This window comes from uncultured Lactobacillus sp., assembly GCF_944327175.1.
In the GTDB taxonomy this organism is placed as follows: Bacteria; Bacillota; Bacilli; order Lactobacillales; family Lactobacillaceae; genus Lactobacillus.
The window spans coordinates 1-13,476 of the sequence record NZ_CALVGT010000061.1 but is presented as its reverse complement, the minus strand read 5'-3'; the positions used below and the strand labels follow the sequence as shown (position 1 = coordinate 13,476).

At 48.4% G+C, this 13,476-nt stretch carries 15 protein-coding genes; 8 read left to right on the top strand and 7 right to left on the bottom strand.

Going from position 1 to position 13,476, the window contains the following annotated elements; genetic code table 11:
• Positions 1-15 precede the first annotated feature (15 nt).
• Positions 16-162, top strand: coding sequence for a methylated-DNA--[protein]-cysteine S-methyltransferase (locus tag Q0J41_RS08370; protein ID WP_296228392.1), 147 nt, complete (start codon positions 16-18; stop codon positions 160-162).
• Between the two features lie 48 nt (positions 163-210).
• On the opposite strand, the gene Q0J41_RS08365 is transcribed toward Q0J41_RS08370, so the two are convergent.
• Positions 211-1,038, bottom strand: a complete 828-nt coding sequence (locus Q0J41_RS08365) for a M23 family metallopeptidase (RefSeq protein ID WP_296228390.1) — start codon at positions 1,036-1,038, stop codon at positions 211-213.
• Entirely contained in the window at positions 1,038-1,478 is a 441-nt protein-coding gene (locus Q0J41_RS08360) for an 8-oxo-dGTP diphosphatase (protein ID WP_220434548.1), read from the bottom strand. Before Q0J41_RS08360 ends, Q0J41_RS08365 begins: the two co-directional genes overlap by 1 nt.
• Positions 1,479-1,622: 144 nt before the next feature.
• Between Q0J41_RS08360 and Q0J41_RS08355 the strand changes: the two genes are divergently transcribed.
• From Q0J41_RS08355 to pepT, 3 genes are read left to right on the top strand one after another with little or no spacing between them, the layout of a single operon-like run.
• Positions 1,623-2,315, top strand: coding sequence for a class I SAM-dependent methyltransferase (locus Q0J41_RS08355; protein WP_296228385.1), 693 nt, complete (start codon positions 1,623-1,625; stop codon positions 2,313-2,315).
• Positions 2,308-3,108, top strand: a complete 801-nt coding sequence (locus Q0J41_RS08350; protein WP_296228383.1) for a Nif3-like dinuclear metal center hexameric protein — start codon at positions 2,308-2,310, stop codon at positions 3,106-3,108. The genes Q0J41_RS08355 and Q0J41_RS08350 overlap by 8 nt, the downstream gene beginning before the upstream one ends.
• Positions 3,109-3,148: 40 nt before the next feature.
• Entirely contained in the window at positions 3,149-4,387 is a 1,239-nt protein-coding gene (gene pepT / locus Q0J41_RS08345; RefSeq protein WP_003618234.1) for a peptidase T, read from the top strand.
• A gap of 361 nt (positions 4,388-4,748) precedes the next feature.
• Here the strand turns inward: pepT and Q0J41_RS08340 are convergent, their stop codons facing one another.
• Together Q0J41_RS08340 and lepB are read right to left on the bottom strand one after the other, a co-directional pair.
• Positions 4,749-4,934, bottom strand: a complete 186-nt coding sequence (locus tag Q0J41_RS08340) for an LBP_cg2779 family protein (RefSeq protein ID WP_296228378.1) — start codon at positions 4,932-4,934, stop codon at positions 4,749-4,751.
• A gap of 69 nt (positions 4,935-5,003) precedes the next feature.
• The gene (gene lepB / locus Q0J41_RS08335) at positions 5,004-5,567 is read right to left on the bottom strand and encodes a signal peptidase I (protein WP_296228376.1); all 564 of its coding nucleotides are present in this window, start codon (positions 5,565-5,567) and stop codon (positions 5,004-5,006) included.
• A gap of 245 nt (positions 5,568-5,812) precedes the next feature.
• Between lepB and Q0J41_RS08330 the strand changes: the two genes are divergently transcribed.
• On the top strand, positions 5,813-5,968 hold the full coding sequence (locus Q0J41_RS08330) for a hypothetical protein (RefSeq protein WP_296228374.1): 156 nt from the start codon (positions 5,813-5,815) through the stop codon (positions 5,966-5,968).
• Here the strand turns inward: Q0J41_RS08330 and Q0J41_RS08325 are convergent.
• Together Q0J41_RS08325 and Q0J41_RS08320 are read right to left on the bottom strand one after the other, a co-directional pair.
• Positions 5,960-7,300 carry an MATE family efflux transporter gene (locus Q0J41_RS08325; RefSeq protein ID WP_296228371.1) on the bottom strand — a complete coding sequence of 447 codons (1,341 nt, stop codon included), beginning with the start codon at positions 7,298-7,300 and terminating at the stop codon, positions 5,960-5,962. The genes Q0J41_RS08330 and Q0J41_RS08325 overlap by 9 nt on opposite strands.
• A 229-nt stretch (positions 7,301-7,529) precedes the next feature.
• Complete coding sequence (locus tag Q0J41_RS08320; RefSeq protein WP_296228369.1) at positions 7,530-8,360, bottom strand: site-specific integrase; 831 nt, start codon at positions 8,358-8,360, stop codon at positions 7,530-7,532.
• A gap of 207 nt (positions 8,361-8,567) precedes the next feature.
• Here Q0J41_RS08320 and Q0J41_RS08315 point away from each other — a divergent pair, with 207 nt between their 5' ends.
• The 3 genes from Q0J41_RS08315 (at position 8,568) to Q0J41_RS08305 (ending at position 13,090) form a co-directional block, all read left to right on the top strand.
• Positions 8,568-9,158 (top strand): sugar O-acetyltransferase, encoded by a 591-nt coding sequence (locus tag Q0J41_RS08315; RefSeq protein ID WP_296228366.1) that lies wholly within the window; start codon positions 8,568-8,570, stop codon positions 9,156-9,158.
• Positions 9,159-9,556: 398 nt separating this feature from the next.
• Complete coding sequence (locus tag Q0J41_RS08310) at positions 9,557-12,181, top strand: cation-translocating P-type ATPase (protein WP_296228364.1); 2,625 nt, start codon at positions 9,557-9,559, stop codon at positions 12,179-12,181.
• A 150-nt stretch (positions 12,182-12,331) separates the two neighbouring features.
• Entirely contained in the window at positions 12,332-13,090 is a 759-nt protein-coding gene (locus Q0J41_RS08305) for a substrate-binding domain-containing protein (RefSeq protein WP_296228362.1), read from the top strand.
• 81 nt (positions 13,091-13,171) lie between these two features.
• Here the strand turns inward: Q0J41_RS08305 and Q0J41_RS08300 are convergent.
• The coding region (locus Q0J41_RS08300; protein ID WP_296227650.1) for an amino acid--tRNA ligase-related protein at positions 13,172-13,476 on the bottom strand (305 nt) is incomplete at its 5' end.

The following is a 13,476-nucleotide window of genomic DNA, read 5'->3' as shown; positions in this document are numbered from 1 at the left end:
AATGCTACCCGGGCAATTAGCCTGGCCAACAATTCTAACCTAATCTTGATTCTGATTCCTTGCCACCGGGTTGTCGGGGCTGACGGCAGCCTTACCGGCTATGCCGCCGGCCTGGAAGCTAAAAGACTGCTCCTTGACCTGGAAAAGAGCAGTAATAAATAGTAAGCAAAACAGACGGCTGATCAAATTCAGTCGTCTGTTTCTCTATCTCTATTTGATAAATGACTTCAAGTAGTGGTAAGGGTGCTTGCTTTCTTCCGCCTTCAGCTTTTTCTTCTTAGCCGCCAGCTTCTCGTTGTAGCTGGTAGCCTTGGCATTGTAGCTGGCTGCTTTAGCGTTGTATTCCTTAACATCTGCTTGCAGCTGCAAGCTTTCAGTAATCACCTTCATCGGGTTCAGCCAGGTGCCGTTGTCCCGCCAGTAGTCCTTGTATGGGTGACCGTGCTTGCTGATGTAGTCAGCGCTGGTCTTGGTGATCCCTAAGTGCAGGTGGGAGTCAGTCAGCCGGCCCAGTTTGTCGCCCAGCTTGACCTTTTGTCCTGCCTTAACCGTAATGTCTGACCGGTTGGCGAAACCTTCCTGGTAGACTTCCACATAGCCGTCTGGAGATACAACCCAGATGTACCAGCCAAGGCCCGTGAAGTAGGCAACTTTCTTAACCGTCCCTGGGTGAACAGCCAATACTGAGGCTTTGTTGCCAACCTCGCTCCAGCCAAAGTCCCAGCCGTCATGGAAGTAAGACTTCTTCGGGTAGACCCGCCGGCAGACATCGGTCTTCCCGTAGCGCTGGCCGGACAGGTACTTGATCTTCTTGGTGTAGCACTTGGCGAACGGATAGCCCCAGATCTCCTTCTCAGCAATCGTCTTCTTGGCCTTCAAGGCCTTGGGCTGGGTAGCCACCAGCTTGATATCCTTTTCAACCGGGTAGATCTTGATATAAAGGCCTACGAAAGCGAAGAGGGTAAGGCAGAGTAGTGCCGTCACGGCTCTGCCCCAAATCCGCTTGCTCTTCTTATTATTTTTCTTTTTCTTGCTCATTAATATAAAAAGTCCTTCTTGTCTAACAATACATGCTCATCGAGGTCACTCTTTAAAAAGACTTCCAGGTCCCGGTCAAAGTTGTAGGCTAACTGCCGTTTAGGCAAGTCGCTGATCTTGACCCATTCCAGTTTGCCTTCCCTTGAAGCGCGGAGACTTCCTGAGAACTGGTCGGCCCGGTAGAAGAAGACCAGGTAACGCCGGTCCAGCTTGTCAAAAAACTGCTTAAAGCCGACCAAGCGGGGACTGACGATGTCCAGGTTGGTCTCCTCTTTTACTTCGCGAATGACTGAATCATGAAATGACTCATGCTTTTCAATATGGCCGCCCGGGAAAGCCAGGCCTGGCCAAACCGGGTCCTCCCGGTCAATCGTCAGAACCCGGTCTTTGTCCACGATCATGCACATATTAGTTAAAGTTGTAGGCTCCGTGCGGTCCATTTCCCTATCTCTTTTCCTCCTGTCATTCTAAAAACTGACAAAACTACAAACAATTATATCACGTGGATTATTTTTTTGCAGAAACTGTCTTTTGTTGGCTGGCATATGATAGAATTTACTTTTGGATAAAGGAGAGCTTTACTAATGAATTTAAGACTTAACAGACTTGCCGAGATGGTTGATCCAGATAGCCGTCTGGCCGATATCGGCACCGACCACGCCTACCTGCCGATCCTCCTGGTAGAAAGCGGCAAGATCAGCCACGCTATCGCTAGTGACGTTGCGGCTGGCCCCTTAGAGAACGCGAAAACGGACATCGCCGCCGCGGGACTTTCTGACCAGATTGAAACCCGGCTGGGTTCAGGCTTGGAAACCATTAAGGAAAGCGACCAGATTGATACGGTCGTCATCGCCGGCATGGGCGGCAAATTAATGGTCAACCTGCTCTCTGAAGCCGCCTCTCGGGGCGTTTTCTACCCAAACTTGGTCCTTGAAGCCAATATTGGGGAAAATACCGTCCGCCGCTGGCTGATGGCCAATAAGTACGAGATCGTCGCTGAAGACATCGTCTATGAAGCAGGCCACATCTATGAACTGATCAAGTCCAAACTAACTGATGAAGTTCACGAATTGACCGTCCGCCAGCAGCAATTTGGTCCCTTGCTCTTAAAGAACAAGACTGATGTTTTCTATAAGAAGTGGCAGGGACAGGAAGCCTACTACCAAAAGCTCCTGGCTAACCTCAACAAGGCCCGGGAAAAGGACCTGGCCCGGATCAAGGAAGTCGAAGACTTGCTGGCTATGATCAAGACAGAATTAGGTGGGGAAAATGACTAAAGTAAAAGACATTGTAGCTAAACTGAATGAAGCTTTCCCGGAAAGTATCGCTAGTGCCGGTGACCCGGTCGGTCTGCAGATCGGCAGCTTGGAAGCACCAGTCCACAAGATTCTGGTGACTTTAGACGTCCGGCCAAATGTGGTTGATGAAGCCATCAAGAGAGGCGCTGACCTTATCGTCAGCCACCACCCCTTGATCTTCCGGCCTGTCAACAATCTGGACTACAGCGACCCGCAAAAGGCCATGTACGCCAAGATCATTGCTAATGGCATCACTGTTTACTCCATTCATACTAATTCCGACAAGGCCCAGGACGGGTCAAGCGACTGGCAGGCTGAAGAACTTGGCCTCTTAGACGTAACCGGCTTTGCCCCGGATGACGATGGCATCGCCATTGGCCGGAAGGGCCGTTTGCCAAGGGCTATGAAGGCGATCGACTTCGCCCACTACGTCAAGGAAAAGATGGGGGTGGACATGGTCCGCTTGATCTGCGCCGACCAGGATAAAATGGTGGAAACTGTCGCCTTCGTCTGCGGGGACGGGAACAAGTTCTGGAGAGAGGCTTTACGAGACAAGTGTGACGCCTACATCACCGGTGACGTCTACTACCACACTGGCCATGACATGATTTCATCTGGCCTGGTAGTGGTTGACCCGGGCCACTACACGGAAAAGCTCTTCAAGTATGAAGCTGCCAAACGGCTCAATGCCTGGCAGAAGGAAGAGGGCTGGAGCGTAGAGTGCATGATCAGTGCTGAATCAACCGATCCCTTCCAGAATATTTTTGAGTAAGTGAAATATTTTTGTTTATGTAAAGAAAAAGGAGAAAAAGATGGAATACCCAACTTTGCTGCCAAGATTTTTGAAGTATGTCAAGATCAACTCCCGGTCAGATGAACATGCTGACCGCTTCCCATCCACCCAAAGAGAAGTGGACTACCAGATGGTCATCATGAAGGAACTGGAAGAACTGGGCTTGAGTGACGTTCACTACAATGAAAAGGCTGGTACGGTCATCGCGACTATTCCTTCCAACGTTGACTGGGACGTGCCGGTTATGGGCTTCTTGGCCCACTGCGACACGGCTGACTTCAATTCAGAAAACGTTAAGCCGCAGATTACGGAAAACTACGACGGGGAAAGCAAGATCCAATTGGGCGACAGCGAATTCTACCTGGACCCGGCCGTCTTCCCGAACTTGAAGAAGTACAAGGGGCAGACCATTATCTCTGCTTCCGGTGACACCCTTTTGGGCGGGGACGACAAGTGCGGGGATGCCGAACTGGTAACCTTTGCTGAATACCTGCTGGCTCACCCGGAAATCAAGCACGGGGAAATCCGCCTGGGCTTCACGCCAGACGAAGAAATCGGCACTGGTGCCCAGCACTTTGACGTGGAAGACTTCAATGCTGCCTTTGCCTTCACGGTTGACGGGGAAGGCCCGGGCAAGCTGGACTGGGGGACCTTCTCAGCAGCTCAGTTTGAATTGGACATCCAAGGCGTTAACGTCCACCCGGCTGTAGCCAAGGGGCAGATGATCAACGCCATTCAAGTCGGGATCGACTTCCAGAACTCCCTACCGCAAGACGAAGTGCCGGAAAAGACTGAAGGCGAAGAAGGCTTCTACCACTTGATGGACTTCTCTGGTACTGTTGACAATGCCCACCTGGCCTACATCATCCGTGACTTCAAGCGTGACGGCCTGGAAGCCCGGAAGAACCTGGTCAAGGAAAAGGTGGCTGAACTCAACGCCAAGTATGGGGAAAGAATCAAGCTGAAGATGTGGGACCAGTACTACAACATGGCTGATGAACTGGCCAAGCACATGGAAATCATTGACCTGGCCCGGGATGCCTACAGAGCCTGCGGCCTCACTGAAATCAATGAAGAGCCAGTCAGAGGGGGTACGGACGGGTCACAACTGACTTACATGGGTCTGCCATGCCCGAACCTCTTTGCCGGGGAAGAAAACATGCACGGCCGCTACGAATACACGGTTCTGGAATCAATGTGGAAGGCAGTTGACGTCATGATCAAGATGGCTGAGCTGCAAGCTGACCGGAACAAGTAAGACAAGATAACTTAAATATACAGGATAAGAGCTGCTCTAGGGCGGCTCTTATTTTTTGCCTGTGAATAACTTGGCCACGGATAGGGTAAAAAGAGTCCGTGGAACAAAATTCAAGGAAAAGGGCTTACAGAGTTATGAGGAAAAATACTGTAATAGCAAGCTTCAGCACTTATCTTTATAGTTTAAAGTTAAATGATAAAAATGGCAGCTGTTAAGAAAATAACAACTGCTAACCTTGATATAACAAGCTTTTTGTCCTTTTACACTTTACACAAAATGCAAAATAGTTAGCGTGAAACAAGGAAGAAATAAAAAGAAATGAGAAAGGGTAAAAGAAAACCGGGCCGTTTGGCCCGGTTGCTTACATTTGGCTCTGGAGATAGTCCAGCATTTGGTTGATTTCATCGTTGGTAAAGTTGCCCCGCCCTTGCTTCATGGCGTGCACCTTTTCCACTGAGAGGTGGCTGGCAAAGGCCAGGGTAGTATCGCTCACAGCGTGCTTGTTCTGAAATTCGATGATTGCATCCGAAAGTTCTTCTGGTTTCATTGATCTTCACTCCTTAGTAACTTTATTTTACCATTTTTTGAAAAGTTGTTGAGGGAGCTTCAGAATTTTTTAGTAAAAGTTGCTGCTGATCTGGGTAACTGGCCAGTAGCGCAGAACCACCTTGCTTAAGATCTTGCTCCGCTTGATTGGGCCGAAGTAGCGGGAGTCCTTTGACACGTCCCGGTGGTCACCCATGACCCAGTATTGGTTCTTCTTCAGCTTGATCTTGAAGTTGCTCGTGTAGTTGACCCCGGCTAAACGGTCAGCCTTCTTGTACTTGTTGTTGAGGTATGGCTGGGCCGTCTTCTTGCCGTTGATGTAGAGGACGTCGCTCTTTGACTGAACCGTGTCACCTGGCAGGCCGATCACCCGCTTGATATACATGGCGTTTGCCTGGTCTGGCGCCTTGATGATGACAACGTCGTTTCTCTTCGGAGTGAAGTGGCGCACAGCGATCAAACGGTCACCGTCTTCAAAGGCCGGTTGCATGGATGGGCCAGACACCACTTCATTGGCTAAGAAGGAGAAGATAACATAATAAATTGAGACAAAGACCAGGAACATAACCAGGACGTCCCGGAAAAATTTGCCCCAGCTTTCTTCTTCAGCAGCTTGCTTATTCTTTTTCTTCATTTGATTAAAAATCTCCTTTACTGACTATTAATTTATTATAGCCTATTTTCTACTGACTATTAATTTATTATAGCCTATTTTCGCAAACTGGTAGTAAAGTAATCACCGATTGTTCTCATTCTGCTTCTTTAGTCGTTCAAGGTCAAAGGGAATCGAGTTGCTCTTAGGAGCATAAAACTGGCAGTAAGCCAGACTTTTGGAATTAAGGCGGAGCTTTTTCATAAGCTCTACATCAGGAAATGTTTGTGCTAATTCATTTTCTGCCAGAAGTAGAATTTCCGGAAGTAGCTGAGCTTAAGAAGCTCCTACCAGCTGACCAAGTCCAAACTTTTATCGATACTGCCTTGAAACTGGCGAAAATGGACTTCAGTCAAAGGAATAAAGCCATCAGCTTAAGCTGATGGCTTTTCTAGTTTCTTGAAGTTGAGATTTTTCCGGTAAAGGGCGTAGCCGATTAGACAAGTGAGGACGTCACTGACCGCTTGGGCCCAGAGGATACCGTGATAGCCGGCAATATTTTTTAATAGCTCTAAGGCAAAGACGTAGATCACGCCTTGTCTTGACAGGGCCATGATTAAGGCTGCAAAACCGTTGCCGGTAGACTGAAAGACAGTGGTGTAAACCATGATTAAGCCGCCCAAGGGTGTAGTGATCAAGGTAGCCAAGAGCATGTAGGAGGTGCTAGTGATAATGGCCGGCTTGTTCATAAAGAGGGCCGCAATTGGGTGGGCAAAAATAAGCAAGATCGTAGCTGAAATCACGGCATAGACAACTTCGACCAGCATGTCAAAGCGAAGGATTGCTTTTAGCCGCTCCCAATTCTTGGCTCCATAGTTGTAGCCAATTAGTGGCTGGGATCCAAAGGCAAAGCCGACCATGACTAAAACGACAATATTATAAATCTTCTGGGTAATACCAAGTGCTGCGACCCGGCTAGCTCCATAGCCAGCTAAAGAAGAAGTTAACAGGGCCATGCCAAAGCTTTGAGCAAAATTCGTAATTGATCCAGGAATCCCGATCTCCATGACCTCCTTGATATTGGCAGCATCGATTTTTACCAACTTGGGATCCAAGGTGATGTAGCGGGCCTTTTTATTGATGTAGTAAACCAACATGAAAGAAGTTACGGCATAGCCGATCACGTTAGCAATCCCTACGCCCCAGGCCCCCATCTTGAAAACAAAGAGGAAGATGGGGTCTAAGATGATGGCTGTAATAGTGCCGACTATGGTGGTTACCATCGATTCTTTAGCCATGCCTTCGGTTCGGATCAAGTTTTGCGGGATTACTGAATAAACGATAAAGACGGCGCCAAGAGCGATGGCCTGGTAAAAGTCGCTGGCTGCTTGGTAGGTGGCAGGCTTGGCCCCTAAGAAGCCTAAGATCGGCTTTTCAAAGGCCAACATGAGGGCTGTGGTTAAAAGGCCAGAAATAATTCCGGCATACTGGCAAAAGCTGGAAACCCGCTTGCTTAAAGCGAAGTCTTTTTTGCCATAGAGGCGGGAAACGAGTGAAGACCCGCCAAGACCAAAAATATCCGAGATGGCGATCAAAAAGGCAAAGAGCGGCGCGCCAATGGTAACGCCGGCTACGAGCTTGGTGTCACCGGTTTGGGCAACGAAGAAGGTATCGGCCAGGTTGTAGATCATCGAGGTAATCATGGCTAAGACCAGGGGCAAGGACAGCTGAAAGTAAACCTTCTTCACTGGAGCCTTGGCAAAGAGTTCATCCATTCTCTATTTTCTCCTTAAAATATTGAATATCGAATCAATTTTAGAACTAGAAGATGCCTTTTTGACAACTTTGGAACTAATTTGACTAGCTTGTTTACCTTGACTGCTGCTTTGTTTTGAACAGGCGGGTAAACTGAGAGCAGCTAGGACGGCTGCTGAGCATAAAATACTTTTCTTCATCTGATTAATAATCTCTTTTACTGACTATCAACCTAGTTATAGCCTATTTTTACGCGGGGGCGGCGTCTGTGCCGCCCTTTTTTAGTATCTCTTCAGAAAGGGGGATGAGATTGCACTGGGCAGCGTTGTACTGGTAGTAGGCCAAGCGCTTTGGCGGGCAGCGGAAAATCTCCAGAAGTTCCTTGTCAGAATACTTCTGCTGGCTGATCAAGGAATAGACATAAGAGAGGCGGAGATTGGTCAGAGTGATCGGCATAGGGGAGAGGAGGTCTTTGTCGGCCTTGACCAGCTGCATGATATTGTTGCTGCTGGCATACGGTTCACCGGAGCGAGAAGCAAAAATATAGGGATCTGGGTCTTGATCAAAGGAAAGAGTGCCAGTCAGGTAGTCGGTCATCTCGCCCAAATTGTCTTTTACATCGCTATAGCGAATCACTAAGAGTTCTTTAGCCTGGTAGCCCAGGGCAAAAAGCTGCAAGAGCCATAAAGTCAGTGGCTGCTTGACGTAGGGAATAAGGGCAGGTAAATGCTCTGGCCAGTCGATCACATAGGTCTTCCGCCGCTCAAAAGAATAGCCCTTTAAATCCAAGAGCCGGTAGCTTGGGGTGATTCCAGCCAGGGTGAGATAGTAGAAGTACTTTTTGATGTAGGAGACATACTTGTTGACGGTCGTGACCTGCAAGTTTTCTTTAGTCGCCAACTGCTGCAGGTAGTCGCGAACATTGCTAGCCGTGATTTCATTGACATTCCTAGATGGAAAATTTACTTCAGCATAGCTAAAAAAGTGGTCCAAACAGTAATCGGCGTTCTCAATTGATTTGGGGCTGAGCCTTTGCGGGCCCCGGCACCAATTCTCAAAGCCTTCCTGGTGGGGATACATAAGAAACTCCTTTCTTTATGTCTGTTAATATCCTAATTGTTACTACAATAATTATAACATACAAACGCGGCTACGCCGCGCCCAAAAAACTTGTTAGCAAAAGGTCTCTGACTTAAGATATTGCTGAATTGACTTTCTGGCAAAAAAACCAGTAAAATTGAAGCAAATTAGCATTAAAGATGAAAAAAGATAGATTGGACGTCAAATATGAAGACTGAGAAAGAAAAAATGCTGGCAGGTCAGGTTTATAATCCTGGTCAAGACGAAGAACTGATGGCCGAACTAGCTGCCTGCAAGGCCAAGTGCCTCCGCTACAACCAATTGACCGCTGGAGCAGAAAAGAAGGAGCTCTTAAAAGAGATCTTGGGTCAGACGAGTGAAAACTGCCACATCGAACCCAACTTCTGGTGCGACTATGGCTGGAATATTAAAGTAGGTGATAACTTCTACGCCAACCATAATTTGACCGTCCTGGATGCTGGGGGAGTGACCTTTGGTGACAATGTCTTCATCGGCCCAGACTGCGGCTTCTACACTTCCGGTCACCCGCTTGATGCGGAAAGAAGAAATGCCGGCCTAGAATATGCCTACCCGATCACTGTTGGCAACAATGTCTGGATCGGCGGAGGAGTCAGGGTGGTGCCTGGTGTCTCAATTGGTGACAACTCCGTGATCGGCGCCGGCAGCGTCGTTGTTAAAGACATCCCGACCAACTCCGTGGCCGCTGGCAACCCTTGCCGGGTTATCCGCCAGATCACTGAAGATGACGCAAATAGTGACTTGAACTGGAAAAAGTAAAAGACAGCAAAAAGAACATAAGAAGCAAACGACTCTTTGTAAGCAGCAATGAGTCGTTTTTGTCTTTTTTGGAGGTAATAATTATATGACATTTTTGCATTTGGGTCAGTCGGTCGTAGAAAGACCAAGAGTGATGCTCATAGCGGTTTTCACGTTCGTGATTATTAGCAGTATCATTTACAATTTTTTGCAAAAGACTTGCAAGCAAGGTGAAATTCAGATAAACTATAGCCTATCATACAAATATGCGTAGGGAGTAACCGGCATTACAGGTGCACTCATGGCGTCAAGCTCGAAAGTAATTTCCGCTGTGAGTTTAAATGGTGAGACTATTGTATAGACTTTTTTAGCCTAGCAATAGTCTCTTTTTTATTGCCGGGCAGATTAGGAGGCATTTTTTGAAGGATTTTTATCTGCAAAGTAAAGATGAGGTCTTGAAGGAATTCAAGGCAAGCCCTAATGGTTTGAGTAGCGGTGAAGCCAAGGAACGTTTGGCCAAATATGGGGAAAACGCCCTGGTAGAAGGGAAGAAAAAGACCGTTTTCCAGGTTTTCTTAGACCAGTTCAAAGACCTGATGGTTATCATCTTGATCATCGCCGCCTTGATTTCGGCCTTTACCGGGGATGCGGAAAGCACCATTGTCATCATCGCCGTTTTGATTTTGAATGCGATCTTGGGGACGGTCCAGCATGTGAAGGCTGAGAAGTCGCTGGAAAGCTTGAAATCACTGTCTTCACCAAGCGCCAAAGTCTTGCGCGATGGGCAAAAGGTGGAAATTGATTCGAAAAAGCTGGTGCCAGGCGATATTTTGGTTCTTGAAGCCGGGGACTTGGTTACCGCTGACGGGCGAATCTTGGACAACTTTTCTTTGCAAGTCAACGAAAGCTCCTTGACCGGGGAATCAACCAATATTGACAAGGCCGACATAGATTTTGACCAAGAACGGCCCCTGGGTGACCGGCTCAATATAGTCTATTCCAGTTCTCTGGTGACCTACGGCCGGGCCAATGTCTTAGTGACTGGCACCGGGATGGGTACTGAAATCGGCAAGATTGCCAAGTTGATGAACGACACCAAGGAAAAGAAGACCCCTCTCCAGCAGTCCCTAGACAAGTTTTCATCAAAATTAGCTACTGCCATCTTGTTAATCTGCTTGGTGGTCTTTGGCCTCCAAATCTGGAGAGGGCAGCCGCTCATGGATGCCTTGCTCTTTGCCGTAGCCTTAGCGGTGGCCGCTATTCCAGAAGCACTTTCCTCAATCGTCACCATCGTGCAAGCCATGGGGACTCAAAAGATGGCTAAACAGCACGCTATTATTAAAAATTTGGCTGCGGTTGAGTCCTTAGGCTCAGTTTCCGTCATTGCCTCTGACAAGACAGGGACTTTGACCCAAAACAAGATGACCGTCCAAGATATCTACATTGGCGGGGAAGTCTTACAGCCTAACGAGTTGCGCCTTGACAACCAGCTCCACCGCTATCTTTTGTACGACGTAGTTTTAAACAACGACTCCCGCCTACAAGCAGATGGCAAGGGGATTGGTGACCCAACTGAATATGCGCTCTTAGAAATGTACCGCCAGGTACCAGGCATCGACATGGGGGATGACCAAATTGCCTTAAGCGAGGACGATTTGCGGGACTTTTTGGACCGGCAAGAAGAAGTACCGTTTGACTCAGACCGCAAGCTCATGTCCACCAAGCACCTGATCCACACGGTACCAACCATCTTTACCAAGGGGGCGGTGGACGTTCTCTTAGACCGCTGCGTCAGCTACCGGATCGGTGATGAAATCAAGCCGATGACGACAGAAGCCAAGCAGCAGATCCTGGACCAAAACCAAGCCTTTTCTGAAAACGGCTTGCGGGTTTTGGCCTTTGCCTATAAGGAAAGTGACGAAGAACTAAACCTGGATGCCGAAAACGGCTTGATTTTCATCGGTCTTATTTCTGAAATGGACCCACCACGGCCAGAAAGTGTCGCTGCCGTTGCCCAAGCTAAGAAGGCCGGCATTAAGACGGTGATGATCACTGGTGACCACAAGGTGACAGCCGTTGCAATTGCTAAGAAAATCGGAATTTTTGCAGAGGGCGACCTGGCGGTAACTGGCTTAGAACTCGACGCCATGAGCGATAAAGAACTGGACGACAAGATTGAAAAAATCTCAGTTTACGCCCGAGTTTCTCCCGAAAACAAAATCCGGATCGTTGACGCCTGGCAAAGGAAGGGTAAGATCGTATCTATGACTGGTGACGGGGTGAACGACGCCCCAGCCTTGAAGAAGGCGGACATCGGGGTGGCCATGGGGATTACCGGGACTGAAGTTTCTAAGGATGCCTCCAGCATGATCTTGGCTGACGACAACTTCGCAACCATCATCAAGGCCGTGGCCAACGGCCGGACGGTTTATGAAAATATCAAAAATGCCGTAATGTATCTCTTGTCCGGTAACCTGTCAGCCATCATTACCGTGCTCTTTGCTTCAATTGCGGGCTTGCCAGTGCCATTTATGGCCGTTCAGCTGCTCTTTATCAACCTGGTAACCGACTCGCTGCCAGCCCTGGCGATTGGGATGGAACCCGGGGCTAGCGATATCTTGAACCGGCCACCGCGTGACCCTAAGGAAGGGATCTTGAACAAGCAGATGGTAACTAGGGTAGCTGTACAAGGTGCCTTGATCGCGGTCAGCGTTATTGCAGCCTTCTTGATTGGCCTGAAGACCAGCTCTGCTGTAGCCTGCACCATGGCCTTTTCAACCTTGACTTTTGCACGTCTCTTTCACGGCTTCAACTGCCGGTCAGAGCACAGCATCTTCAAGATTGGCTTTAAAAATAACTGGTATAGCTTGGCTGCCTTTATGGCTGGCAGCTTATTACTGGGCTTGATCCTGTTTGTCCCAAGTCTCCACGGCCTGTTTACGGTAACGCCGCTTGCAGGAGGTCAGGTCGGGATGATTGCCTTGCTGGCATTCTTGCCAACGGTGGTCATTCAAGCCGTGAAAGTGATTCGTGAAAAGAACTAATTAGCATAATAATTAGTATTGGCTATTAAATATTTATAAAAAGACATCGAATGATATAACCCCCGAAATTAGGACACTAATTTCGGGGGTTATTTTCATGACTCTAAATACACTAAAGAAATCAAACTTGCTATCTACCACGAATGGGTAATGATCACTAGCGCGCAAGCAGAAGCGAAGAAGCAGGGACTTGAAAGCCAGGTCATTTACCCGGCTGATCCTTTGCCTGATCCAGCTGCTTTAAGCGGAATCATCATGATCGGCTACCAGCAGTATTCACCAGACCGCTTGAATGAAGTCAAAAAGTCTGGCCTGCCCCTGGTCTTTGTCGATACTGACACCTTGAAATTTGGTTACTGCTCAGTGGTTGCTGACTTTGGCCAGGCCATGCAGGAGGCGCTAGAGGTCTTCTGGGGGCAGGGCAAGGAGCGGATCGCCCTTTTGGATGGTGATTTGGACAGTAATTTTGATAAAAACAACCTGGCCGACTTCCGCTTCCGCGATTATAAGAAGAGCCTCGCGGCCCGCGGCCAGTACGACCCGGACTTAGTCTATGTTGGAAACTTCACCCCTCAGTCTGGCTATGAAGCCATTAAAGAAGCACTTAAGTCCGGATCCTTCCCGGAAGCCTTGATCGCGGCCAATGATGCCATGGCCATCGGTGCCCTGAAGGCCTTTAAAGAAGCCGGGATCAAAGTTCCAGAAGAGGTCAGTCTGATTTCCTTTAACGACACGACCGCGGCAGAATTTGCCAACCCGGCCTTGACCAGCGTACATGTTGAAACCCTGCAGATGGGCCGGGCCAGCGTCAAGGTCATGAAAGACCTGCTGGATGATGATGAAGCCGGCACTTACAAGGTCACTTTCCCAACAAAACTCGTTTACCGGGAATCTTGTTCAAAAGCATAAGGGCAATAGAGCATAATAACAGCAAAGAAATAGCTTGGAGATTGATTTTCTCCAAGCTATTTTTCTTATATTTATTATGGATTACGGTTGCATTCTGTTGATCATTCTTGGGAATGGAATGGCTTCACGAACGTGGTCCAGCTTGCAGATCCAAGCAATAACCCGTTCAAAGCCCATCCCGAAGCCGGAGTGCGGCACGCTGCCGTACTTTCTTAGGTCCAGGTACCAGGAGTAGTCATCCAGGTTAAGGCCCGCTTCTTCGATTTGTGCCTTCAAGGTGTCGTAGTCAGCTTCACGTTCTGACCCGCCCATGATTTCCCCGTAGCCTTCTGGTGCTTCCACGTCAGCGCAGAGGTAAGTCAATGGGTTTTCCGGGTTCTTCTTCA

Excerpts from the sequence above, each read along its gene's own strand:
- pepT (WP_003618234.1), top strand. The coding sequence starts at position 3,149 with ATGGAATACCCAACTTTGCTGCCAAGATTTTTGAAGTATGTCAAGATC.
- Q0J41_RS08320 (WP_296228369.1), bottom strand. The coding sequence starts at position 8,360 with ATGTATCCCCACCAGGAAGGCTTTGAGAATTGGTGCCGGGGCCCGCAA.
- Q0J41_RS08315 (WP_296228366.1), top strand. The coding sequence starts at position 8,568 with ATGAAGACTGAGAAAGAAAAAATGCTGGCAGGTCAGGTTTATAATCCT.
- Q0J41_RS08355 (WP_296228385.1), top strand. The coding sequence starts at position 1,623 with ATGAATTTAAGACTTAACAGACTTGCCGAGATGGTTGATCCAGATAGC.
- Q0J41_RS08325 (WP_296228371.1), bottom strand. The coding sequence starts at position 7,300 with ATGGATGAACTCTTTGCCAAGGCTCCAGTGAAGAAGGTTTACTTTCAG.
- lepB (WP_296228376.1), bottom strand. The coding sequence starts at position 5,567 with ATGAAGAAAAAGAATAAGCAAGCTGCTGAAGAAGAAAGCTGGGGCAAA.
- Q0J41_RS08365 (WP_296228390.1), bottom strand. The coding sequence starts at position 1,038 with ATGAGCAAGAAAAAGAAAAATAATAAGAAGAGCAAGCGGATTTGGGGC.
- Q0J41_RS08305 (WP_296228362.1), top strand. The coding sequence starts at position 12,332 with ATGATCACTAGCGCGCAAGCAGAAGCGAAGAAGCAGGGACTTGAAAGC.
- Q0J41_RS08350 (WP_296228383.1), top strand. The coding sequence starts at position 2,308 with ATGACTAAAGTAAAAGACATTGTAGCTAAACTGAATGAAGCTTTCCCG.
- Q0J41_RS08360 (WP_220434548.1), bottom strand. The coding sequence starts at position 1,478 with ATGGACCGCACGGAGCCTACAACTTTAACTAATATGTGCATGATCGTG.
- Q0J41_RS08340 (WP_296228378.1), bottom strand. The coding sequence starts at position 4,934 with ATGAAACCAGAAGAACTTTCGGATGCAATCATCGAATTTCAGAACAAG.